Origin of the sequence: Pseudovibrio sp. POLY-S9 (assembly GCF_001431305.1) — a bacterium.
Taxonomy (GTDB): Bacteria; Pseudomonadota; Alphaproteobacteria; order Rhizobiales; family Stappiaceae; genus Pseudovibrio.
Genome location: NZ_LCWX01000239.1, coordinates 1 through 22,117 on the forward strand (window position 1 = coordinate 1; position 22,117 = coordinate 22,117).

19 protein-coding genes and 1 pseudogene are annotated in these 22,117 nt (G+C 52.7%); 14 read left to right on the forward strand and 6 right to left on the reverse strand.

The annotated features are described in order from the left end of the window. A pseudogene (locus tag PPL9_RS26365) lies at nucleotides 1-1,875 on the forward strand (type I secretion protein); the annotation flags it as partial. 60 nt (nucleotides 1,876-1,935) lie between these two features. Here the strand turns inward: PPL9_RS26365 and PPL9_RS26370 are convergent. From PPL9_RS26370 to tpiA, 4 genes are all read right to left on the reverse strand, one after another. Further along, entirely contained in the window at nucleotides 1,936-2,790 is an 855-nt protein-coding gene (locus PPL9_RS26370; protein WP_208989650.1) for a VOC family protein, read from the reverse strand. A 23-nt stretch (nucleotides 2,791-2,813) separates the two neighbouring features. Then, on the reverse strand, nucleotides 2,814-4,442 hold the full coding sequence (locus PPL9_RS26375) for a CTP synthase (protein WP_057465503.1): 1,629 nt from the start codon (nucleotides 4,440-4,442) through the stop codon (nucleotides 2,814-2,816). Nucleotides 4,443-4,621: 179 nt separating this feature from the next. Continuing rightward, nucleotides 4,622-4,978, reverse strand: coding sequence for a preprotein translocase subunit SecG (gene secG / locus PPL9_RS26380; protein ID WP_057465504.1), 357 nt, complete (start codon nucleotides 4,976-4,978; stop codon nucleotides 4,622-4,624). Between the two features lie 122 nt (nucleotides 4,979-5,100). After that, nucleotides 5,101-5,850, reverse strand: coding sequence for a triose-phosphate isomerase (gene tpiA, locus PPL9_RS26385; protein ID WP_057465505.1), 750 nt, complete (start codon nucleotides 5,848-5,850; stop codon nucleotides 5,101-5,103). 261 nt (nucleotides 5,851-6,111) lie between these two features. Between tpiA and PPL9_RS26390 the strand changes: the two genes are divergently transcribed. The 6 genes from PPL9_RS26390 to lexA all read left to right on the forward strand — a co-directional run bounded on the left by PPL9_RS26390 (nucleotide 6,112) and on the right by lexA (nucleotide 12,730). Further along, the gene (locus PPL9_RS26390; protein WP_057465506.1) at nucleotides 6,112-7,998 is read left to right on the forward strand and encodes a SurA N-terminal domain-containing protein; all 1,887 of its coding nucleotides are present in this window, start codon (nucleotides 6,112-6,114) and stop codon (nucleotides 7,996-7,998) included. A 145-nt stretch (nucleotides 7,999-8,143) separates the two neighbouring features. After that, nucleotides 8,144-9,181 (forward strand): anthranilate phosphoribosyltransferase, encoded by a 1,038-nt coding sequence (gene trpD, locus PPL9_RS26395; RefSeq protein ID WP_057465507.1) that lies wholly within the window; start codon nucleotides 8,144-8,146, stop codon nucleotides 9,179-9,181. A gap of 13 nt (nucleotides 9,182-9,194) precedes the next feature. Next, nucleotides 9,195-9,986, forward strand: coding sequence for an indole-3-glycerol phosphate synthase TrpC (gene trpC, locus PPL9_RS26400; protein WP_057465508.1), 792 nt, complete (start codon nucleotides 9,195-9,197; stop codon nucleotides 9,984-9,986). 57 nt (nucleotides 9,987-10,043) lie between these two features. Further along, entirely contained in the window at nucleotides 10,044-10,547 is a 504-nt protein-coding gene (gene moaC / locus PPL9_RS26405) for a cyclic pyranopterin monophosphate synthase MoaC (RefSeq protein WP_057465509.1), read from the forward strand. Continuing rightward, nucleotides 10,544-11,758, forward strand: coding sequence for a gephyrin-like molybdotransferase Glp (glp, locus tag PPL9_RS26410; protein WP_057465510.1), 1,215 nt, complete (start codon nucleotides 10,544-10,546; stop codon nucleotides 11,756-11,758). Before moaC ends, glp begins: the two co-directional genes overlap by 4 nt. A 249-nt stretch (nucleotides 11,759-12,007) precedes the next feature. Continuing rightward, nucleotides 12,008-12,730: a transcriptional repressor LexA gene (gene lexA, locus PPL9_RS26415; RefSeq protein ID WP_057465511.1), complete on the forward strand. Its 723-nt coding sequence runs from the start codon at nucleotides 12,008-12,010 to the stop codon at nucleotides 12,728-12,730. Here the strand turns inward: lexA and PPL9_RS26420 are convergent. After that, nucleotides 12,626-15,178, reverse strand: a complete 2,553-nt coding sequence (locus PPL9_RS26420; RefSeq protein ID WP_057465512.1) for a ComEC/Rec2 family competence protein — start codon at nucleotides 15,176-15,178, stop codon at nucleotides 12,626-12,628. The two genes, lexA and PPL9_RS26420, sit on opposite strands and share 105 nt — an antisense overlap. A 125-nt stretch (nucleotides 15,179-15,303) precedes the next feature. Between PPL9_RS26420 and gltX the strand changes: the two genes are divergently transcribed. The 5 genes from gltX (at nucleotide 15,304) to PPL9_RS26445 (ending at nucleotide 20,368) form a co-directional block, all read left to right on the forward strand. After that, complete coding sequence (gene gltX / locus PPL9_RS26425; RefSeq protein ID WP_057465513.1) at nucleotides 15,304-16,728, forward strand: glutamate--tRNA ligase; 1,425 nt, start codon at nucleotides 15,304-15,306, stop codon at nucleotides 16,726-16,728. Between the two features lie 231 nt (nucleotides 16,729-16,959). Continuing rightward, the gene (gltA, locus tag PPL9_RS26430; protein ID WP_057465514.1) at nucleotides 16,960-18,252 is read left to right on the forward strand and encodes a citrate synthase; all 1,293 of its coding nucleotides are present in this window, start codon (nucleotides 16,960-16,962) and stop codon (nucleotides 18,250-18,252) included. Nucleotides 18,253-18,492: 240 nt separating this feature from the next. Continuing rightward, nucleotides 18,493-18,945, forward strand: a complete 453-nt coding sequence (locus PPL9_RS26435; protein ID WP_063305280.1) for a hypothetical protein — start codon at nucleotides 18,493-18,495, stop codon at nucleotides 18,943-18,945. A gap of 189 nt (nucleotides 18,946-19,134) precedes the next feature. Continuing rightward, entirely contained in the window at nucleotides 19,135-19,620 is a 486-nt protein-coding gene (locus PPL9_RS26440; RefSeq protein WP_057465515.1) for a hypothetical protein, read from the forward strand. A gap of 262 nt (nucleotides 19,621-19,882) precedes the next feature. Then, nucleotides 19,883-20,368 (forward strand): hypothetical protein, encoded by a 486-nt coding sequence (locus tag PPL9_RS26445; RefSeq protein ID WP_057465516.1) that lies wholly within the window; start codon nucleotides 19,883-19,885, stop codon nucleotides 20,366-20,368. On the opposite strand, the gene PPL9_RS26450 is transcribed toward PPL9_RS26445, so the two are convergent. Further along, nucleotides 20,369-20,854: a GNAT family N-acetyltransferase gene (locus tag PPL9_RS26450; protein ID WP_057465618.1), complete on the reverse strand. Its 486-nt coding sequence runs from the start codon at nucleotides 20,852-20,854 to the stop codon at nucleotides 20,369-20,371. A 317-nt stretch (nucleotides 20,855-21,171) separates the two neighbouring features. On the opposite strand from PPL9_RS26450, the gene PPL9_RS26455 reads away from it, so the two are divergent. Together PPL9_RS26455 and PPL9_RS26460 are read left to right on the forward strand one after the other, a co-directional pair. After that, the gene (locus PPL9_RS26455; RefSeq protein ID WP_057465517.1) at nucleotides 21,172-21,627 is read left to right on the forward strand and encodes a hypothetical protein; all 456 of its coding nucleotides are present in this window, start codon (nucleotides 21,172-21,174) and stop codon (nucleotides 21,625-21,627) included. A 12-nt stretch (nucleotides 21,628-21,639) separates the two neighbouring features. Further along, nucleotides 21,640-22,107, forward strand: a complete 468-nt coding sequence (locus tag PPL9_RS26460) for a hypothetical protein (protein WP_057465518.1) — start codon at nucleotides 21,640-21,642, stop codon at nucleotides 22,105-22,107. Nucleotides 22,108-22,117: the final 10 nt, after the last annotated feature.

The window sequence follows — 22,117 nt, forward strand, 5'->3', positions numbered from 1 at the left end:
GTCTCAAATGGTCAACTTATTGGCTCGATCAACGGCACGCCTGCAATCATTCTGGCACTGGATGCTTCAGCCATCCCAGCAGGTCAGCAAGGCTCCGTCCAAGTCACAGCCACACTGACAGATGCCTTTCCCCATGATGCCAGCGGAAATCCCATCAAGATCAACGGCATCACCATAAACGCCTCAGATCATGACGGAGACACAGTCACCGCCGACATTCAGGTCAACATCATTGACGACGCTCCACAACTGGACATCGCAGACACGCCAACCTCAGTCGCAGAAGGCAACACCTTAAACGGAACGTGGTCGCTTAGCCCCGGAGCTGATGGCGTCACACAGATCACTGTCTCAGTACCCGGAGAAGCCAACCAGACCATCTCGCTTTCCGGTAACACACCTGCCACGTTCACGCTGCCGAAAGGCATACTCACCGTCAATCCGGATGGCACCTACTCCTTTGAGGCTGCTACCAATCTGGACAACGACGATCCGCAAGAGCAAACTTTCACCACCACCGCAACAGATGCTGATGGCGACACAACAACTGACACACAGACCATCACGATCACCGACAGCACAAATCCCTTCGGTGGCGACATTATCGCATTAAGTCTTGATGAGAGCGCTTTGGGAGATCAGATCGGCAACAATGAGCCGACGGGCGATGTGATTGGCTCAAACCCAGCAAGCACGGCAGAAACACAAAGCGATACCCTGAGTTTCACAGCTGGTTCAGACAATATCATCAGCTTCACGATTGGAGACACATCCAATATTGAGGTCCGTGATGACAGCGGCGCTGTTATTACCTCCATCAACTGGGCCCTTTCAGCTGATAAACAGACACTCACAGGCTCAATTAATGGCCAAAACATTATTCAGTTGGCCCTGACAGGCTCATCCATTGCAGCTGGATCCACGGGTTCAGTTCAAGTAACTGCCACACTGCTTGCAGATTTTCCGCATGTGACCAACGGAACCAGCGATTTCACAATATTAGGTGTCCCTATTGTCGCAACGGATACAGATGGCAGCACTGCTCTGGGCATCACCAACATCTCAATCAAAGATGACAATCCAGACATCGACATCTCAGACACACAGAACGTCGTCACCGAGGGAGAGACAATCAGCGATACCTTCTCCCTCAGCTCTGGCGCGGATGGATACGCGCAAGTGACTGTCTACACAGACGTAAACGACCAACACATCGTCAATCTGGCCCCAAACACACAAACCACACTGTATACTCAGCAAGGTGAACTCACCATCCATTCAGATGGCACATGGGAGTTTACCGCCAACACAGGGCTGGACTTCCCCCAAAACCAAACATTGCAGTTTTTTATTTCAGTTGAAGATGGTGATGGCGATACAGATACGGATAGCCATCTCATTTCCATCAAGCAGGCAGCACCACCTATCCTCGGCACATCCGGGAATGATGTGCTAACGGGAACTCAAACCAGCGAGCTCATCAAAGGGCTCGATGGTGACGATCATATCTCCGGCATGGAAGGCCGAGACAAGATTGCAGGAATGGGTGGCAGGGACACATTTGAAGGTGGAGCAGACAGCGATACATTCGTGCTGGATCTCTCCAATCTCACAATTGCAGATCTCATCACTGACTATGATTCATCTGGTGATGACGCTGATCGGCTGGATGTGACAGAATTGATTGGATCAGAACAAGTCACGCAGCAAAATGTAGGAGACTACTTCCAACTATCAGGAGGCGTTCTGAGTTTTGATCAGGATGGAGCTGGAACAAACCACAACATGGTGCAGGTCATGGAGTTTTCATCTCCACCAGCTCAACTGGAGCTGATCGTGGATGAAAATCAGGCACCACTCGTTGTCACTGCATAACTCATCAGGCTCAGCGCAAAGAAAAACCCCGAAAGCGATAGCTTCGGGGTTTAAAAAGGATCAGCTGCAGATCACGGCAACACCGGCCATTCGTTCTGGCTCAATCACCCAGAAATCACCGGATTTGCGTCCACCAAGTGCCTCAGCATATTCACCAAAGCTCTCCGGTTTCGCAGCAGAAAAGCCTAGGGCCGCCAATTGAAGGCCTGCCCGGTTAGCTGGAGCTTGAACCCTATAAAGGCTCTCATAGGCGCTTGGGGAAAGAACTTTGACCACCCCGCGAGATGTTTCAATCTCAACACCAAGACTGGAAAGCCGTGCAGTACGCTCACCAATAAACGCCTTCAGGAATTCATGATGGTCTGCAGGGTCGTCTGCAACAAAAATAACTTCACTCAGATCGCGCACAGTGTTTGGATGGGACTGATACTCTGCCTTCCAGAAGTTTTCCGGAAATTTGTTATGGCAGGTAAAAAAGCCAAGTTCCGCACTGAGTGGATCTGTCGTGAACGTCAAATCAAAGGCAACCTGACGCTCATCGCCTTCTGGAGAAACAGCAATCCGCTCAAAGGAAAATGGCGCATACTCAGGAAGACCAGCAGCAGCGTATGCTTTACGGTCGTCCGCCGCACTCGTGCTGTCCATGACGAACATGGAAGCACCTTCTCCCTTGAGCAGGAAGTCGCGATTGAACGCGCCAAAGGAGAAAACACCTTCACTTGGTTCTGACAGCTCAACACCTTCGCCAATCGCCAAAACCTCAAGAAAACTGCCGTTCAGCTGAACGAGGCGATTTTCCGTGCCCCAAGGATGACGCGCAATTGGCGTCACCTTAAATCCGAGCTGTTCCCAAAGCCCTGCTGCATCCTGCAAAGAGTTTACAGCAAGTACAATGTGGTCAATTCCCTTAGTCAAAGTGTTTCCCCCAAAACAGCAGATTAAACCAGACGGCTATTATCGCGCGCAGCACCTACAAAGGAGGAGAACAGCGGATGCGGTTCAAACGGGCGTGATTTCAGCTCTGGATGATACTGAACACCGATGAACCAAGGATGGTTATCAATTTCTACCGTTTCAGGCAAAACACCATCTGGAGAGGTGCCGGCAAAGATCAAACCAGCTTCCTCAAGCTTATCACGGTATCCGATGTTCACTTCATAACGGTGACGGTGACGCTCGGAGATCTCAGTGGAATCGTAAATCGCAGCAATCTTACTGTCAGCTTTCAGAACAGCATCATACGCACCAAGACGCATAGTACCGCCCAGATCACCTTCTGCCTGACGTTGTTCTTTCTCGTTACCGCGTGTCCACTCAGTCATCAGGCCAACAACTGGCTCTTTAGCTGGGCCAAACTCGGTGGAACTCGCATCAGCAATACCCGCAAGGTTACGCGCAGCTTCAACAACAGCCATCTGCATACCAAAACAAATACCGAAGTAAGGAATGTTGTTCACACGTGCATAGTGTGCAGCAGCAATCTTGCCTTCAGAGCCGCGCTCACCAAAACCACCAGGAACGAGAATACCATTCACATTGGCAAGGAACTCGCTTGGGTCTTCTTTTTCAAATGTTTCAGATTCAATCCACTCAAGATTGACCTTCACACCATTCGAAATTCCGCCATGCACAAGCGCTTCAATCAAGGACTTATATGCGTCTTTGAGAACGGTGTACTTGCCAACAATCGCAATAGTGACTTCACCCTCTGGATTGAACAGAGAGTTTACGATGCTCTCCCAGCGGGAAAGATCTGGAGCCGGAGCACCAGTGATGCCAAATGCATCCAGAACCTGCTCATCAAGACCTTCCTTGTGGTAGGCCAGCGGCACTTCATAAATGCTCTTCGCATCATATGCCGGAATAACAGCTTCTTCGCGTACGTTACAGAACTGGGAAAGCTTACGGCGCTCATTCTCAGGGATCTGACGATCACAGCGCACCATAAGAATGTCTGGCTGAATACCGATAGAACGCAGCTCTTTAACAGAGTGCTGTGTCGGCTTGGTTTTCATTTCACCAGCACTTGCAATGTAAGGCAGCAGTGTCAGGTGGATGTAAACAGCCTGTCCGCGTGGCAAATCATTGCCCAGCTGACGAATAGCTTCAAAGAACGGCAGACCTTCAATGTCACCAACGGTGCCACCAATCTCACAAAGCACGAAGTCATACCCTTCGTTGCCATCCAGCACGAAGTTCTTGATCGCGTCAGTCACGTGAGGAATCACCTGCACGGTACCGCCAAGGTAATCACCGCGACGTTCCTTCGCAATAATGTCCTGATAAATGCGACCAGTGGTAATGTTGTCCTGCTTATTTGCCGGACGACCCGTGAAACGCTCGTAGTGGCCAAGATCCAGATCGGTCTCTGCGCCATCATCGGTCACATAACACTCACCATGCTGGTAAGGGCTCATGGTACCCGGATCAACGTTCAAATAAGGATCAAGTTTACGGAGCCGAACCTTATATCCGCGCGCCTGTAAAGCCGCACCAAGAGCTGCGGAGGCAAGTCCCTTCCCAAGAGAAGAAACAACACCACCGGTGATGAATATGTACCGTGCCATGGATCGCTACCACGTTTGAAAGGGTGGAATTTATCAAATAGGGAAGCACGCCTTGGTGGGTGCCTGATAATCCAATACCCTGGATAATTGAGTTATGTCTGAACGCACGAATGACGGACACTGCACAAGTGTGCGGTGCCGTCAGACGTATATTTCAACTGTTTCTGCTTTACAGCAGATTACTGAGCAGGTGGAACCTGCGGGCCAGTTGGCTGACTTTGCTGCTGAAGCTGGTCAAGAAGACCATTGCCAGCACCCCCTTCTGTACCCTGTGTTGCTGAACCGGCAGGAACCTGATCAAGCAAAGAGCCTGGGCGCTCGTCATAACGAGCCAACAGAGAAAGAGCGAGTGAAGTAGCAAAGAAGCAGACAGCAAGAATCGCAGTACCGCGAGTCAGCACATTAGCTGTGCCGCGGCTGCTCATCACACCACCGCCGCCAATACCCAATGCGCCGCCTTCAGAGCGCTGTAGTAGAACCAGTGCTACCAGCGCCACGACGACCATCAGGTGGATAACAATCAGAACGGTTTCCATAGGTATCCGTAGGTTTAATGAATTCGTTAGTCGGCCTTCTAACCGAATTTGCTGCGCCTTTCTACCCTAAAGGCGCAGCAAATTGGTGGACTGCTAAGAATATTATAAAAAAACGGCTATTATTAGCCGCGATAAGCTTCAGCAATTCCAAGGAAATCCGTAGCTTTCAGGCTTGCGCCGCCAACCAGAGCACCGTCAACGTTTTCAACCGCAAGCAGCTCTTTTGCATTGGTAGGCTTAACAGAGCCACCATAAAGGATGCGCATTTTACCGCCAACATCACCACCAAACTGCTTGATGAGAGTCGCGCGAATAGAAGCATGAACCTCAGCAACGTCTGCTGGAGTTGGCGTCAATCCAGTGCCAATCGCCCAAACTGGCTCATAAGCAATTACAGTGTTTTCGGCAGTTGCGCCTGCTGGTACTGAACCCAGAACCTGTTTGGTAACCACGTCAAGCGTTGTACCCGCGCGACGTTCGCTCTCAACTTCACCAACACAAACAATAGCAACAAGGTCAGCGCGGTAAGCAGCTTCAGCCTTCTCACAAACGTCCGCATCAGATTCGCCATGATCTTCGCGTCGCTCGGAGTGACCAACAATCACAAACTTGCCGCCTGCATCACGGATCATTTCCGCAGAAATATCGCCAGTATGCGCACCGCTCTCATTTGCGTGGCAGTTCTGTGCGCCAATCGCAATTTTGTCTTGGGAAGCCAACTGCGCAACCAGCAATGCAGGTGGACAAATCAGAAGCTCTACATTTTCGGCAAGTGCTGAGTCGTATCCCGCGCCCATAGCTTCCAGCTCTGTAGCTGCAGCCTTGGTGCCATTCATTTTCCAGTTACCAGCAACAAGTGGCCGATTAGTCATTTGATCCGTTCCCCAAATATGAATTCCAAATTCCCAAATGGCCAAATTCCCAAATGGAATGTGTGCTCACTAGCAGAAAAAACACTTAAGTCCCATAGCGGATTACCGCTAGTACGATGAACTTCGTATCTCCTGTCGAATCTCACAGCCTTTATGGCGTGTAAACTTGCCCCAGGGCGAAAGGAACACTATTATCCGGCGGCCTTGCATGTGTGCGCGGGGAGACTGTCCCTCGCCTTCAACAAGAGAACGGATAAAATTATGCTCGACGCGCTGCGTAATAGCGTAGGTTCCTGGTTTGCAAAGATCCTGATCGGCCTTCTGGTCCTCAGCTTTGCAGTTTGGGGGATCGCTGACGTCTTTACTGGAATCGGCTCCACATCTGTTGCCTCAGTTGGCGACAAAGAAATTTCGGCTCAGGATTTCCAACGAGCTTATTCACGCGAGCTCGACCAGCTGTCACGCCGCGTCGGCCAGCCTGTCACTCAGGAACAGGCCGCTGCATTTGGCGTACCAGCTCAGGTTTTGGGCCGCCTCATCGCCGAAGCTGCGCTTGATTATGAAGCATCACAGCTGCGCATCGGTGTATCTGATGAAGCTATTGTCAAAACAATTCAGGAAACACCAGCATTTCAGGGTGTAAATGGTTACGACCGTAATCGCCTGAGCCAGGTACTTTATAATCTGGGCATAAGCGAAGACGAATTCGTGATGCAGCAACAGCTCGTCGCAGAGCGTCAACAGCTTGCAGAAGCCGTTATCGGCGGCATCGTTGTGCCGAAGGCAATGCTCGAAGCCTTCGACAAATACGCAATGGAAGAGCGCACTGTTGAGTACCTCGTGCTGCCACAAAGCTCTCTGACAAATGTTCCAGCTCCGACTGACGAAGAACTCGCTGCGTTTTTTGAAGAGAACAAAGGCAACTACAAAGCACCTGAATACCGCAGTGCCACTTTGATAGAGCTGACAGCAGACAAGATCGCAAAGCCGGAAAATGTGACTGAAGCGGAACTCGCTCAGGAATATGAGCGCACCAAAAACCGCTATCAGTCTCAGGAACAGCGCCGAATCTTCCAGATTTCCTTCCCAACCAAACAGGAAGCAGAAGCTGCTGTTGTTGAGATGGAGTCCGGCAAGACCTTTGAAGACCTCATGAATGAACGCGATCTGACCGAAAAAGATGTCGATCTCGGCCTCATGAACAAATCCGGCTTCCTTGATCAAAAAATTGCAGATGCAGCTTTCGCTCTCAAAGAAGGTCAGGCAAGCAACGTGGTCGAAGGACAGTTCACCAACGCGGCCCTCTTTGCCAAAGAGGTTAAGGCAGCTGCAGTACAGCCTCTGGAAGACGTTAAAGACGAACTACGCGGTGTCGTTGCTCAGGCAAACGCAGCCGATGAAGTAGAAGACCTCTTCAACGAAGTCGAAGACGCACGCGCAGGCGGCAGCACCTTTGAAGAAATCGCTGAGCGCTTTGATCTGGCTCTGATCAACACACCTTCATTTGACGCTTCCGGCAAAAACGAAGCGGGCGAAACTGTTGATCTTCCACAAGCAAGCGCACTGACCACAGCAGTCTTTTCAACCGATGTTGGCGTTGAAAATGATCCGCTGGAAATCGGCCGCACAGGTCACCTGTGGTACGAAGTGAAAAATGTCACCCCTTCCCGCGACAGAGAACTCTCTGAAGTGAAAGAAGCCGTGACTGCTGACTGGACTGACAACCGCACAGCGGAACTGCTGGAAGAAAAAGCTCAAGCTTTGATCGCAGAAGTCGAAGCAGGAAAGCCTCTTTCCGAAGTCGCAACGGCCGAAGGCCTGACAACAGCCACATCCGCTCCGTTCACCCGCAACGGCGGCATTGCGGAGCTTTCCGGCTCAGCTGTGACTGCAGCATTTTCCGGACCAAAAGGCACCGCCTCTCAAGTTCCTGGCAACAACGAAGACCGCATTCTTCTTGTCCTCACCGACACGACGTCTCCAGCCTTCATGACAGAATCTGAAAACGTGCAGCGCATTGACACTCAGCTGACAGGCGCGCTGGAAAGCTCCTTGCTCAACCAGTTCATCTCTCAGCTGGAGCAAACAGAAGGTGTCCGAGTAAATCAGACAGTCTTCAACCAGCTGACCGGACTGGATCGCCAGTAGACAAATCCTTGTCGAAAACAAGCCCGCCACACTTATAAGTGTGGCGGGCTTTTGTTTATCTCCTAGACAGCCCTCCGAAAGCTATCTAATAGTTAGCCCTTGTGTATGCTAAGGAATTACCTGAGAGATTGAGGGGGTTTTCGCCGTGAGCAATTTGAAAAATCTCATTGGAATTGTCGCTGACGGAAACACGTTGGACCGATCTCAGGCCCGCGAGGCCTTCGAGATCATCATGTCAGGCGCTGCAACTCCCGCACAGATCGGTGGCTTCCTCATGGCCTTGCGCTTGCGCGGCGAAACCATCGACGAAATTTCCGCAGCTGTAGAAACCATGCGCGCCAAGATGATCCCGGTGAAAGCACCAGATCACGCCATCGACATTGTTGGCACAGGTGGCGACGCATCCGGCTCCTATAACATCTCAACATGTACAGCCATTGTTGTGGCAGGCTGTGGCGTAACCGTTGCAAAACATGGCAATCGGTCCCTGTCCTCCAAATCCGGCTCAGCAGAAGCACTTGCCGAGCTTGGCATCAATCTGGATCTGGATGCGAACGGCATCAGCCATTGCATTCATGAGGCCGGTATCGGCTTCATGTTTGCGCCAAACCACCACAAGGCCATGCGCCATGTCGGCCCGGCCCGCATTGAGCTGGGCACCAGAACGATCTTCAACCTGCTAGGCCCGCTCGCCAACCCGGCAGGCGCAAAGCGCCAGATGACAGGCGTATTCGCACAGCAATGGGTTGAACCACTCGCTAACACCCTTCAGGAAATGGGCACCGAAAAAGCCTGGATCGTCAACGGCTCCGATGGAATGGACGAAATCACCACCACCGGAACCACCTTTGTCGCCGAACTGAAGAACGGAAACATCAACACCTTCACAGTGTCTCCTGAAGATGCGGGCCTGCCGCTTGCAAAAACAGAAGATCTGAAAGGCGGCGATCCAAAAGAAAATGCTCAGGCACTGCGCGAAGTGCTGCAAGGAGCAAAAAACGCTTACAGGGATATCGTCCTGCTCAATTCAGCGGCCTCCCTTATCGTCGCAGATAAGGTCTCCACCCTCGCTGAGGGTGTCCAGATGGCTGCGCATGCGATTGACCAAGGTGCAGCCCTTTCCCGACTGGACAAACTTGTTGAAGCCTCCGACGCTGCAACAGCTGCCAATATGAAACTCTAAGACCACGGATCCCATGTCAGATATCCTTAAGAAAATCGAAGCTTACAAACGTGAAGAAATTGCTGCTGCCAAAGCGCAAACTTCATTGGCTGATCTGAATGAGGCGATTAAAGCAGCAACACCAACACGCGGCTTTGCAGATGCTTTGAAAGCCAGACATGCGAATGGTGAGTACGCCCTGATCGCGGAGGTTAAAAAAGCCAGTCCATCCAAGGGGCTGATCCGCGCTGACTTCAACCCGCCCGCACTCGCGAAAGCCTATGAAAACGGTGGTGCAGCATGCTTGTCCGTATTGACAGACACACCATCCTTTCAGGGCAAACCAGAGTATCTCGTCGCAGCGCGCACTGAAGTATCTCTGCCAGTTCTGCGTAAAGATTTCCTTTATGACACCTATCAGGTTCATGAAGCACGTGCATGGGGCGCTGACTGTATTCTGATCATTATGGCAGCTGTTGACGACCAACTGGCCAAAGAGTTGGAAGACGCCGCATTTGAACTGGGCATGGATGCGCTTATCGAAGTTCATGACGAAGCTGAGTTGGAACGCGCACTGAAGCTCTCCTCTCCGCTTGTTGGCATCAACAATCGCAATCTAAAAACCTTCGAGACATCTCTGGAAACCAGCGAGCGGCTCGCACCACTGATCCCGCAAGATCGAATCATCGTTGGCGAGAGCGGCCTGTTCACTCCGGAAGACCTCTCCCGAATGGAAAACTCCGGCATCTCCACCTTCCTCATCGGCGAAAGCCTGATGCGTCAGGAAGATGTGGAAACCGCAACCAAAGCTTTGCTTAAACGCTAAAAATCAACTGCTTGGCAAAAGCAGACACCTGAACAAACTGTGTCCAGAGGCAAGAAAATGTCAGAACTTTCTCCAAAACTCACTCACTTAGATGACAGCGGTGCGGCTCATATGGTCGACATTTCGGAGAAAGAGGTTACCTCACGCATTGCCCGAGCAGGCGGTCAGGTAAAAATGCAGCCTGAAACTCTGGACATGATCCTTTCAGGCAACGCCAAGAAAGGCGACGTGCTCGCAACGGCGCGCATTGCTGGCATCATGGCGGCCAAGAGAACTCACGAGCTGATCCCTCTCTGTCATCCTCTGGCGCTTTCCAAGGTTCAGGTGGACTTCACACCCAACCCTGAACTGCCAGGAATTGAGATCGAAGTCTTTGCAAAAGTGTCCGGCCAGACCGGTATCGAGATGGAAGCACTTACAGCTGCCTCCGTTGCCTGCCTGACAATTTACGATATGGCAAAAGCCGTTGATCGCTCTATGGAGATCGGTGAAATCCGGTTGCTGGAGAAGAAGGGCGGCAAGTCCGGTCACTATCTGGCTGAGGAGGATAACTCCCAATGAACTTGATCAGTATTGAAGAAGCGCTGGACCGCCTCCTGAAAGATGTGAATCCGATCGGTACCGAGCAGCTTCCACTACTTGAAGCCGGAGAACGCATTCTGGCAGAAGATGTTGCTGCAACACGAACGCAGCCTCCATTTTCCGCCTCAGCAATGGATGGATATGCCGTCAAAGCTGCTGATACGGTCGATCCAGAGACTGCTTTGAAGGTCATTGGAGAAGTCGCTGCCGGGCATAACTTCGATGGCACGTTGCAAGCCGGAGAAGCTCTGCGCATCTTTACAGGTGCACCTGTTCCAGCAGGCGTTGACGCGATTTTGATGCAGGAAAACGCCCGCCGTGACGGGGATAACCTGTTTTGCGAGGAAGCCGTTTCTGTTGGTAAGTTCATCCGCCCAGCAGGCCTCGACTTCAAAGAAGGCCAGACCCTCCTGAAGGCAGGAGCTCCACTCGGCTTCCGTGAATTGTCTCTTGCAGGCGCTATGAACCACGCAACCTTGCCAGCGCGCAAAAAGCCAGTCGTTGCGATCCTCGCAAATGGTGATGAACTCGTCGAGCCAGGTCAGATACCAGGTCCGAATCAAATCATAGCGTCCAATCAGGTCGGCATCGCAGAATTCGTCAGAAACTGTGGCGGAACGCCAATGATGCTGGGCATTGCACCAGACCAGCCTGAGGAAATCACGGCACGCGTGAAACAGGCTATTGAAGCAAAAGCCGATGTACTGGTGACACTCGGCGGTGCCTCTGTGGGCGACCACGATCTCATTCAGGACGTACTGGGCGCTGAAGGCATGGAGCTAGGCTTCTGGCGCATCGCCATGCGCCCGGGCAAGCCCCTCATGGCCGGAGCCCTTGGCCCCATGAAAGTCCTCGGCCTTCCTGGCAATCCAGTCTCCAGCCTTGTATGCGCACTCCTCTTCCTTGGCCCGCTTCTGGATAAGATGCTAGGCCGCACGGTCTCTGTGACAAATCAAGGCGTTACCAAAGCAACTCTGGCAGATGATTTGCCTGCAAATGATATGCGCCAAGACTACCTGCGCACCAGTCTGGGCACAGACGAACACGGAGATCTGACAGCAACACCGTTTGGCAAACAGGACTCTTCCATGCTTGCTTTGCTGACAAAAGCAGATGCCCTGATCATTCGTCCACCACACGCACCAGCTGCAAAGGCAGGTGAAAAAGTGGACCTGCTCAAGCTACGCTAAATCCAGACATCAGAAGTGGGCAACCCCTGCCCACTCACCCACCAGAAACCAAATCCCCCAGTTCTAGCAGGGCTTAACCTCAACAAACCCATTGCAGAACACAATGAGAACAGGTAGAGTACGTTCGTGTTTTGTCCTTCCAATCGCAGAAGTTGAAGTCTTTCAGCTTCTTGGAATTACAAAACTGCGATTGGTCAGGAATGGCCGCTCACTTTCAATCAGCGCCTTAGGAGCGAACGGGGATAAAAGATGCTTACACAGAAGCAACACGAGCTTTTGATGTTCATCCATCAACGCTTGAAGGAAGCCGGTGTTCCGCCCTCCTTCGATGAGATGAAGGACGCGCTGGACCTCCGTTCCAAATCCGGCATTCACCGGCTGATCACAGCTCTGGAAGAGCGCGGCTTCATTCGCCGCTTGCCGAACAGAGCTCGTGCACTTGAAATCCTCAAACTGCCAGACTCCATTTCTCCGGGCCTGAAGCCTGCCGCCAAGGAAAAAGGCTTTGCACCTGAGGTGATTGAGGGCTCCCTGAGCAAGAAAGTAGCAACGCCGCCACCTCCACGCACCACATCACCAGACGAAGTGCCAACGCTGGAAATCCCGGTCATGGGCCGCATTGCTGCAGGCGTCCCAATCGAAGCAATCCAGACACAAAGCCATACCATCGCAATGCCTGCTGATCTGATGGGGCGCGGCGAGCATTATGCATTGGAAGTCAAAGGCGATTCCATGATCGATGCCGGTATCTTCGATGGGGATACCGTGTTGATCAAACGTGGTGACACGGCTGATAACGGCGAAATCGTTGTGGCGCTGATTGATGAAGAAGAAGCAACCTTGAAGCGCCTGCGCAAAAAAGGCGCCTCAGTCGCGTTGGAAGCGGCCAACCCCGCCTACGAAACTCGCATCTTCGGCCCGGGCCGCGTCCACGTTCAAGGCAAGATGATTGCGCTCTTCCGCCGCTATTAAATCATTGGTTGCCTGAGGCAATTTTGGATTCCAAGGTCTGCGCTGAGCATCATATGCCCAGCGCACTTTTTTTATTCTTTCCCCGCCCTTAGCGCCAGCTGAGAGCCAGATGTAAGCTGAACCTCGTTCTCCGAAAATCTTCTGGTCGATAACCAGCTCAGCCCGGCAAGCCGGAGGCGCCTGAACCTGTGTGATGACGATGGTGGCAAGATGGCAGTCAGCCTCCAAAACATCAACTGCTTTGGACTGCGCCAGCAGGATAGGTTCTGAACTTACCCTCTCTCCCTCCGCAGGCTGCTGAGGGAATATCTCAATCACACAGCCGCGCTCATCACAGGACCGATCTGAAGCCCTCACCTTGTGCTGCTTGAACGAACCCGCTGAACCCCCACCAGCGCGCAACAGGCTGTCAGCAGCAAACGACATACGCGAGGACGTCAGTCGAAACGCACCATCCTGCCCATAATAAGCAATGTGCTTGCCCGCATCCGCAATCATCAGATCAGGCGCCTTGCCACCGGCAAACATCAGGACACTCACCGTAAATGCCGGAAGTGAAAGCCATTTCAGGCGCAGCGGCATCACACACAGCACGACAATCGCTAGGATCACGAGCAGATACCCTGGAGCACTGGCAACCCCGAGACTGGTCAGCCCCTCACTGAGTGAGCTCACCCAGTAGGCAGCTTTCAGCACCAGCGCCAACCCAGCCTCCATCCCTTGCAGAAAGAACGCATCCGCACCAAACGGGATCGCCAGCAGGCTCAATAACCCAAGGGGCATAACCACAAAAGTCACCAATGGCATCGCAAGGATATTCCCCAGAACTCCATAAGGCGCAACCTGCTCAAAATGCATCGCCGCAACTGGCCCCGTGGCAGCACCTGCAATCAACGAGGTCAACGCACAAGCTAGAATCCACTTTAAACTTACACGACTAACCTTCTGAAACCATGAGACATTCCGTCTGCGCGAACTATCTCGATCACCGAGCAACCAATCCTTCCCAAGCATATAGGCTGAGAGCAAGGCGAGCACTGCAATGAAGGACATCTGAAACCCGGGAGCCAGAACCTCCTCCGGCCTCAGGCTCAAAAGCGCAAGGCAAGCCAGCGCCAGACCACGCAAACTGAAGGCCCGCCGACCAAGCAGACCCGCGCATAAAATCATCGCCGCCATCAAAAAAGCCCGCTGCGTTGCGACAGAAGCACCTGACAAACCAAGATAAACAATCGCCGCAATCAGCGCTGCCACGCTAGCGTAAACGTGAATATGTCCTTTCAGCGCAAGCGACTGGCTGAGAGACAAGATCAGGCGGGCACCAAGGAAGACCAGAGAAGTGACAAGACCCATATGCATACCGGAGATAGCGAGGACATGAGCAAGTCCGGCGTTGCGTAACGCATCCTTGTCAGCGGTGGCAAGGTAGTCTCGCTTGCCCACCAGAAGCGCAACAGCAAACGCACTTTCCGCGCTGTTATCCAACACCCGCCGGATCCGCTGTGCTATCCCACTACGCACACGCTCTATCCCTTGCAGAAAACTTGTGCCCTCTACGTGCGCTACAACAACCGGCTTGGAAAGCGCATAGCCAACCGCACCAATCCCACTGAAAAACGCAGTCCGGGCAAAGTCATACCCACCGGGGCGCACCGCACCTCCCGGCGGCAACAACCGAGCCTTCAGCTGCATCCTGTCCCCCATCACGGGTGCCTCTTTCATCCCCTTGATGCTGATCCGGATGCGATAAGAAAGAGGAGTTACGCCCTTCTGCGAAAGTGCGTTTACATCTGCAAAAATGACGGAGTAAGCCCCTTTGCCAGAATGCTTCACTCCAGCAACCACACCCTCTATTTTGCGTGTAACCGGGCGCTCCAGCGGGTCACCGCGCGCATACTCCACGCGCAAATCAGCAAGGAAGAACCCGGCTATAAAGAACAAAAGCGCAGTCAGACCAACCGTCAATCGACCACCCCTCCAACGACGAAAAGCAAATATTCCCAATAAGATAAAAGGAGTTCCGCTTAAAACGCTGTAAGGCTCCGCGGGGAGTGAGAAATAAACCAGCACACCAGCCAAATGGCAAAGCGCATACCAAAGGATGCCATGCCCCTTGTTCCAATCCTGCACCAGAGCAGAGCGGGCATAAGTCATGACAGCTGACCAATCCGGCCTCAGCACGAAACCCAGCAACTTACGTGCCCTTTGAAGCACATCACGAAGCCCAAGGCGCTGTTTTTCTTCAGCAAAACGCGTACTTGCGTTGCTATGTGCGTTTTTTGCGTTGACTTGCGTTTTTGTGCGTTGCTGTGTGGTTCGCCCAGCAAGCGCCGTATCGGTCTCAAACGGCGCAAAAGAAAACTTATCCTCCTCAAGGCAAAGCTCGCCTATTCTGGGAGCACAGCCACCAGATTGCGTCTTGTCTGAGGATGATTGCCCCTCGCGCACCCTTAAGTCCCTTTCTGCCACTTGGGAACTTTTCAATGCTATGGTACACAGCCCGCAGAGGTACGGCGCCCCGCCGTAATTACCCCAAACTATTCGAAGTAACTTGAAACTTTTCCGGAACACCTATGACTAAACCTGTTGTGACGCGCTTTGCGCCTTCTCCTACTGGCTACCTGCATATTGGCGGCGCCCGTACAGCCCTGTTCAACTGGCTTCTGGCAAAACACAGCGGCGGTAAAATGCTGCTGCGCATTGAAGACACCGATCGCTCCCGCTCCACCGAGGAAGCCGTAGATGCGCTGCTGGACGGTCTGTCCTGGCTGGGCATGGACTGGGACGGCGAGCCGATCTCCCAGTATGGCCGCGTTGACCGCCACCGCGAAGTTGCTGAGCAGATGGTCAAGGACGGCACTGCGTACTACTGCTACTGCTCTCCGGAAGAAGTGAACGAGATGCGCGAGAAGGCCCGCGCAGAAGGTCGCCCGCCGCGTTATGACGGCACCTGGCGTGATCGTGACCCATCTGAAGCACCAGAAGGCATCGCCCCTGCTATTCGCCTGAAAGCGCCGCTCGAAGGTGACACCATCGTGGAAGATCAGGTTCAGGGCACCGTCAAGTTCGCCAACAAGGATCTGGACGACCTGATCCTCGTGCGTTCTGATGGCAACCCAACCTACATGCTGGCCGTTGTGGTAGACGATCATGACATGGGCGTCACCCACATCGTACGTGGCGATGACCACCTGACCAACGCAGCACGCCAGTCCCTGATCTACAAGGCCCTGAACTGGGATGTCCCGATCATGGCGCACATTCCGCTGATCTATGGACCAGACGGCGCAAAGCTCTCCAAGCGCCACGGCGCAGTTGGTGCAGAAGCGTACCGGGCTATGGGCTACCTGCCATCCGCCATGCGCAACTATCTGGCACGCCTCGGCTGGTCCCACGGCGATGACGAGATCTTCTCTACCGATCAGATGATCGAGTGGTTCGGTCTGGACGCTGTAGGCAAATCCCCGTCCCGTTTCGACTTCAAGAAGCTGGAAAACCTGAACGCTCACTACATGCGCTCAGAAAACGATGAGGAGCTGCTCGGCCACTTCCTCACCTATCTGATGGACGTGGAAGGCGGCGCAGACGTCATGGCGTGGATTGCGGGCGACGGAAACCAGGACAAACTGGTTGAAGCTCTGCCTGGCCTGAAAGAGCGCGCAAAGACCCTTGTCGAACTGCAGGAATCTGCACGTTACCTCTGGGTTCAGCGTCCGCTGGATCTAGATGCAAAGGCTGAAAAGATCCTCTCTGACGAGGCACGTGCTGTTCTTGGCAAGGTTCTGGTTGCTCTGGAAGCACTGGACGAGTGGACCGTGGAAAGCACCGAGGCTGCCGTTAAGGCAGTTGCGGAAGCAGGAGAGCTGAAACTCGGCAAAGTTGCTCAGCCATTGCGCGCTGCACTCACTGGTCGTGGCACATCCCCAGGCATCTTTGACGTGCTCAAAGTGCTCGAAAAAGACGAATCTTGCGCACGCATTCGTGATCTTTCAGCTTAATTCGCTGAATTCTAAAAGAAACTACCGCTGCAAATACTAGTCATTCGTAGCGGTAGTTACACTTATAGCTAAAAGCATTGGTTGCGGGCGCTTGCCCCATCGCGGCAAATGATATAGGCAGTTCCACGACAACACTCTCCTCCGGGCGGAAACGTCAGATCATGCAGTGTATTCATTTGTACACAAATGAAGCAAGTCGCATGAGGAGATACAAAATGGGGGTTGCCTGATATGAGCGACAAAACAGCGAAACTGACTATTGGAGACAACAGCTGGGACTTTAACGTCCACTCTGGCTCCATGGGCCCTGATGTTCTGGACATCGGTTCGCTTTATAAGCAAACTGATCACTTCACACTGGACCCTGGTTTCACATCAACTGCCTCATGCGAATCCAAGATCACTTACATCGACGGTGACGCAGGCGTTCTGCTTTACCGCGGTTACCCGATTGAACAGCTCGCCGAACACGGCGACTTTTTGGAAAGCTGCTATCTGCTGCTGTACGGCGAACTGCCAACACGCGCAGAGAAGGACGATTTTGTTCATCGTGTAACCTACCACACCATGATCCATGATCAGATGAGCTCTTTCTTCAAGGGTTATCGTCGTGACGCCCACCCAATGGCAGTCATGACCGGTACCGTTGGAGCTCTCTCTTCCTTCTATCATGACAGCACCGACATCTCTGATCCACACCTGCGCATGGTTGCATCCCTGCGCATGATCGCAAAGATGCCGACCATTGCTGCAATGGCCTACAAATACCACGTTGGCCAGCCATTCGTTTACCCAAGAAACGATCTGGACTACGCATCCAACTTCCTGCACATGTGCTTCGCAGTTCCATGTGAGGAATATAAAGTAAATCCGGTTCTGGCACGCGCCATGGACCGTATCTTCATCCTGCACGCTGACCACGAGCAGAATGCTTCCACATCCACCGTACGTCTTGCTGGTTCTTCAGGCGCAAACCCATTTGCATGTATTGCAGCTGGTATTGCATGTCTGTGGGGTCCATCTCATGGCGGTGCGAATGAGGCAGCTCTGAACATGCTCTCCGAAATCGGTTCTGTTGACCGTATTCCTGAGTATGTAGCACGTGCAAAAGACAAGAATGATCCGTTCCGCCTCATGGGCTTCGGTCACCGCGTCTACAAAAACTACGACCCACGCGCGCGCATCATGCAGAAAACCTGTCATGAAGTGCTTGCAGAGCTGGGCCACCAGGACGATCCGCTTCTTGAAGTGGCAATGGAACTGGAAAAAGTTGCTCTCACCGATCCTTACTTCGTTGAGAAGAAGCTTTATCCAAACATTGACTTCTACTCCGGCATCACCCTGCGTGCTCTGGGCTTCCCAACCACCATGTTCACTGTGCTCTTCGCACTGGCTCGTACAGTAGGTTGGATCGCACAGTGGAAGGAAATGATTGAAGATCCTTCCCAGCGTATCGGTCGTCCACGCCAGCTGTACACCGGCTATTCCGAGCGTGATTATCAGCCAATCGACCAGCGCCGCTAAAAACATTCTCCGAAAAACGGATACCGGTTTTCGGGAAGTGTAGCGAAGCTGATTGAGCTGATAGACAGACTTTAGAAAAAGGAGGCATTTTGCCTCCTTTTTTATTTGAATATCGCCCATTGCGTTCAACACACGCAAACCATGAGGCGGCTTAATCCTGTTCATGCCTCACCACATCCCTATCCTTGATGTTTGACCAAGTGCCCGACACTGCCACCGGCATCAGAAAAGGATGTATTGATGCGTCTTGCCCCCCTCCCTGTTTTTGCAGCTTTCACGCTCCTCTCTGCTGGTCTGGCAAGCTATTCCTTAGCAAACACCGACACCACACAAGCCTCCAGAGACGTTGTCTTTTCAAACCTGAGCATGCAGGACGGCACATCAGACAATTCCATCTGCGTTGAGCGATATGGTGACGGGTACACAGTCTCCCCCTCCAAGGAAGCCCCCAAGCGCACCTACATCAGCGATAAAGGGCACACGGTAACGCTGGTCGATACAAACGAGATCCTGGGACACGGCATTTTTGCAGAGCACGACAGATTCATGATGACGTTTCCCGGCAATAAAGAGGAAGAGATCGAGGTCACTCAGTTCGTAACCGGCCTGATTGGCGGAGACCACTACAGCGGCGTGTTCACAGACGGCACATGCACCGGCAAGGTCTTTGTTGGCCCGCTGAAACTGCAGTAAAGCCCGCTCACCACCGTTCCGTTGAACTGACACAGACAGAGCCAGATAATCTGAGAGGTTCCCCAAACCGAAATGGTCCGGTGCAAAAGGCACGTCCGGTTCATCGTCCAACAGCATTTAGCAGCCGCACCAATCCTGACCGTTCAGGCATAAAAGATGGGACACAACAGGTTTAAAACGAGAGAAAGCATGCGAGTTAAAAAGCTGAAGCAGTCCGGTGTTGTTCTCCTCATCACCTTTGGACTACTGGGGCCAGCCAGCAGTCAGATCGTCAATCGCGTCAATAAGGCTAATCCGTTTTCCGACATGAAGCGCGCCCTTCCAACACGGCAAGTCTTAATTGACAACCTGACAGTCCTGACTGATGCCGTGGGAATTGAGTTTTGCGAGGGACGTTATGGCAAAGGCGGCACAATTTTTCCTGACCAAAACGGGAAACAAGGGCAGTTTATCAGCAAGATGAACGACAAAGTCTCCCTCTACGACCGCAGTGAGTGGCGTCAGGACGGCATTTATGCAGAACACTCAAAACTGCTGATCACCTTCCACAATGCCCCGGACGTAGAGGTCGAGGTGACTGCCTTCATCACCGGCTTCGTCAACTCCAAGATGTTCAGCGGCGTCTTCTCTGATGGCGTCTGTACCGGGCACTTCTCCGTCGTAGCCGCCAATTGATCCCGCAAAACGCTGCCTCGAGAAATTGATTAAATCCGGACAATCGCGCGAAACACATTCTTCATCCTAAAGAAAATCAAATTGAACCCAGAGCATTTACATTAACGCAGCAGGACTATTCTTTGCTGGTCGTGAGGCCTGAACAGCAACGAGTGGAAGCTCCCCATGAAGAAGATTTTCTGTGCAGCAACAAGCCTCAGTCCTGTCGTCGACAGATCCGGGACGAGAGGTCAGGCACAGCAGGTTTGAAATGGGAGTAGACATGCGCCTTACAAAACTGAAACAGTCCGGTGTAGCTCTCATCCTCACCATTGGGATGCTGGGGCAAGCTAACGCTCAGATCACCCACCGCGACAACCGGGGCAATCCCTTCACAGACCTGAAACGCCTGTCTGTATCACGGCAAATCGCCATCCAGAACCTGACAGTCCTGACAGATGCAGTTGGGGTCGAGTTCTGTAAAGAGCGTTACGGCAACGGATACACTGTCTACCCCGATCCAAACGGACGGCGCGGGCAGTTTGTCAGCGACAAAGGACACAAATTCTCCCTCTACGCCCGCAGCGAGTTGCGCGGTGACGGCATTTATGCCGAACACTCACAAGTCCTCATCACCTTCCCCAATGATCCGGATGAAGAAGTCGAGAACACCCAGTTCATAACCGGCTTCGTGAACTCAAAAATCTTCACCGGCGTCTTCTCAGATGGCATCTGCTCCGGAAGGTTCTCTGTCGTCGGCGTCAAATGATCATTTCTGGACAGGTGCAGTTGCCTCAGTCAGCTCAAAACATTTACTGACAGAACTCTCGTTGGTCTTATAGGTGCGAAAGCCAACCGCCTCATAATAACCCAGCCCCTCCGGGTTGGAGGCACCAATCGTGGCATCAATTTTTTCAAGCCCGGCTTGTCTGGCAGCATCAAGCGTTGCAGCAAACAAGGCCCGCCCGACACCGCGGCGCCCAGCACTCGGGCGCACATGGGTGCCGATCATGCCCCAACCCGGCGTCACACCATAAGTGTTGCCCTCTGATGCCCGTTTCAGGATCTGCAGCCCAAGCAGGGTCCCATCCACATCTTCAACCACAGAACAGCGGACTTTATCTGCATGAGCAATGTACTGAGAGATCACATAGGTCTCATCACTCGGCAAACTGCGCTTTCCCAACGCAGCAAGTTCCTGCAAAAAACTGCTGATTTCTTCAGCATCGGCCTGAACCGCGTCTCTGACTTTCATAAAAACCTCAAAATCGGTAGCTGGCCTGCACCCCATGCTCATACCAAACACAGCAGGCGAAAACCCACGATGCATCAATGCAATGAGGAGCATAGCCTATCATAAGCCCCAGATTTTCCAGCCCCTGCACTGCGTAAATCTTCAGTTTTCACGGATGTTTATGCGTAGTGCATTAGAAACTGGCTAAATCCAGCAGCATCCCCAAAACCCATTCTTCATCCTAAAGAAAATCGAAGCTCAGCAAAAACATCTACGTTAACGCAGCAGGACTACTCTTTGCGCGGTTTTAAGCCTGAAAATAACAAGTGGTGGCACCCATGAAGAAATATCTCTGTGCAGCAGCAAGCCTTGGCGCAATTGCCTATATCAGCAGCACGGCTCTGGCAGACGATCACAGTCTGGGCAGTGACAATGAATCCGTCACATTCTCCGAGCTGACATTGGCAGACGGCACGCCAGACGACGGCACCTGCGCAAAACGCTACGGGACAGGTTACAAAACCGCAGACCATCCCGACACATCTTCACCAAACGCTCAAAAGACGACGACAGAAGGCCACGACATCATCATCTCCTCCACCGGTGGCACCATTGGGGATGGCATCCTGTCCATCGAAAATGAATACGAGATCATCTTCCCCAATGACGAACACAAAGAAACAATTGATGTGAAGATGTTCGCAACCGGCCTGATTGGCAGCGGAACAGCCTCAGGTGTGTTCTCGGATGGCACGTGCCGCGGCAAAGTCACCATTCAATCTGCTCAGCAGTAGGAACTCCACCCGATGAAAGCCGCCCTTTGCACAGTCATATCCCTGACAGCCCTGACGCTCACAAGCATCAGCGCAGACGCGATGAGCCTGCGGTTGGGGCGCGGCGACAAGTTTTCCGCATTCACCGATCTGTCACTGGTGGACGGAAGTCCGGACAACGGGATCTGCGCGAAAAGATATGCCAATGGCTTCACGGTTAAGAAACATCCAGGCTCCCTCGCAGAGCATCGCAATTTCATCACCTATGAGGGGCATGAGATCAAAATGATCCATATAGGCGGCAGCTTGGAAAGTGGCCTGTACTCAGTGGAGAATGAATACATCATCACCTTCCCGCAGGACATACAAAGCAAACCTGTCAACTTTCAGCTGATGGCAACAGGGATCACAGGCGAAACGCAAGCGACTGGGGTCTTCTCTGACGGGACGTGTCGCGGCTCAACAGTGATGACACTGCTGAAGAAAACACAACTGCAATGATACAACACCG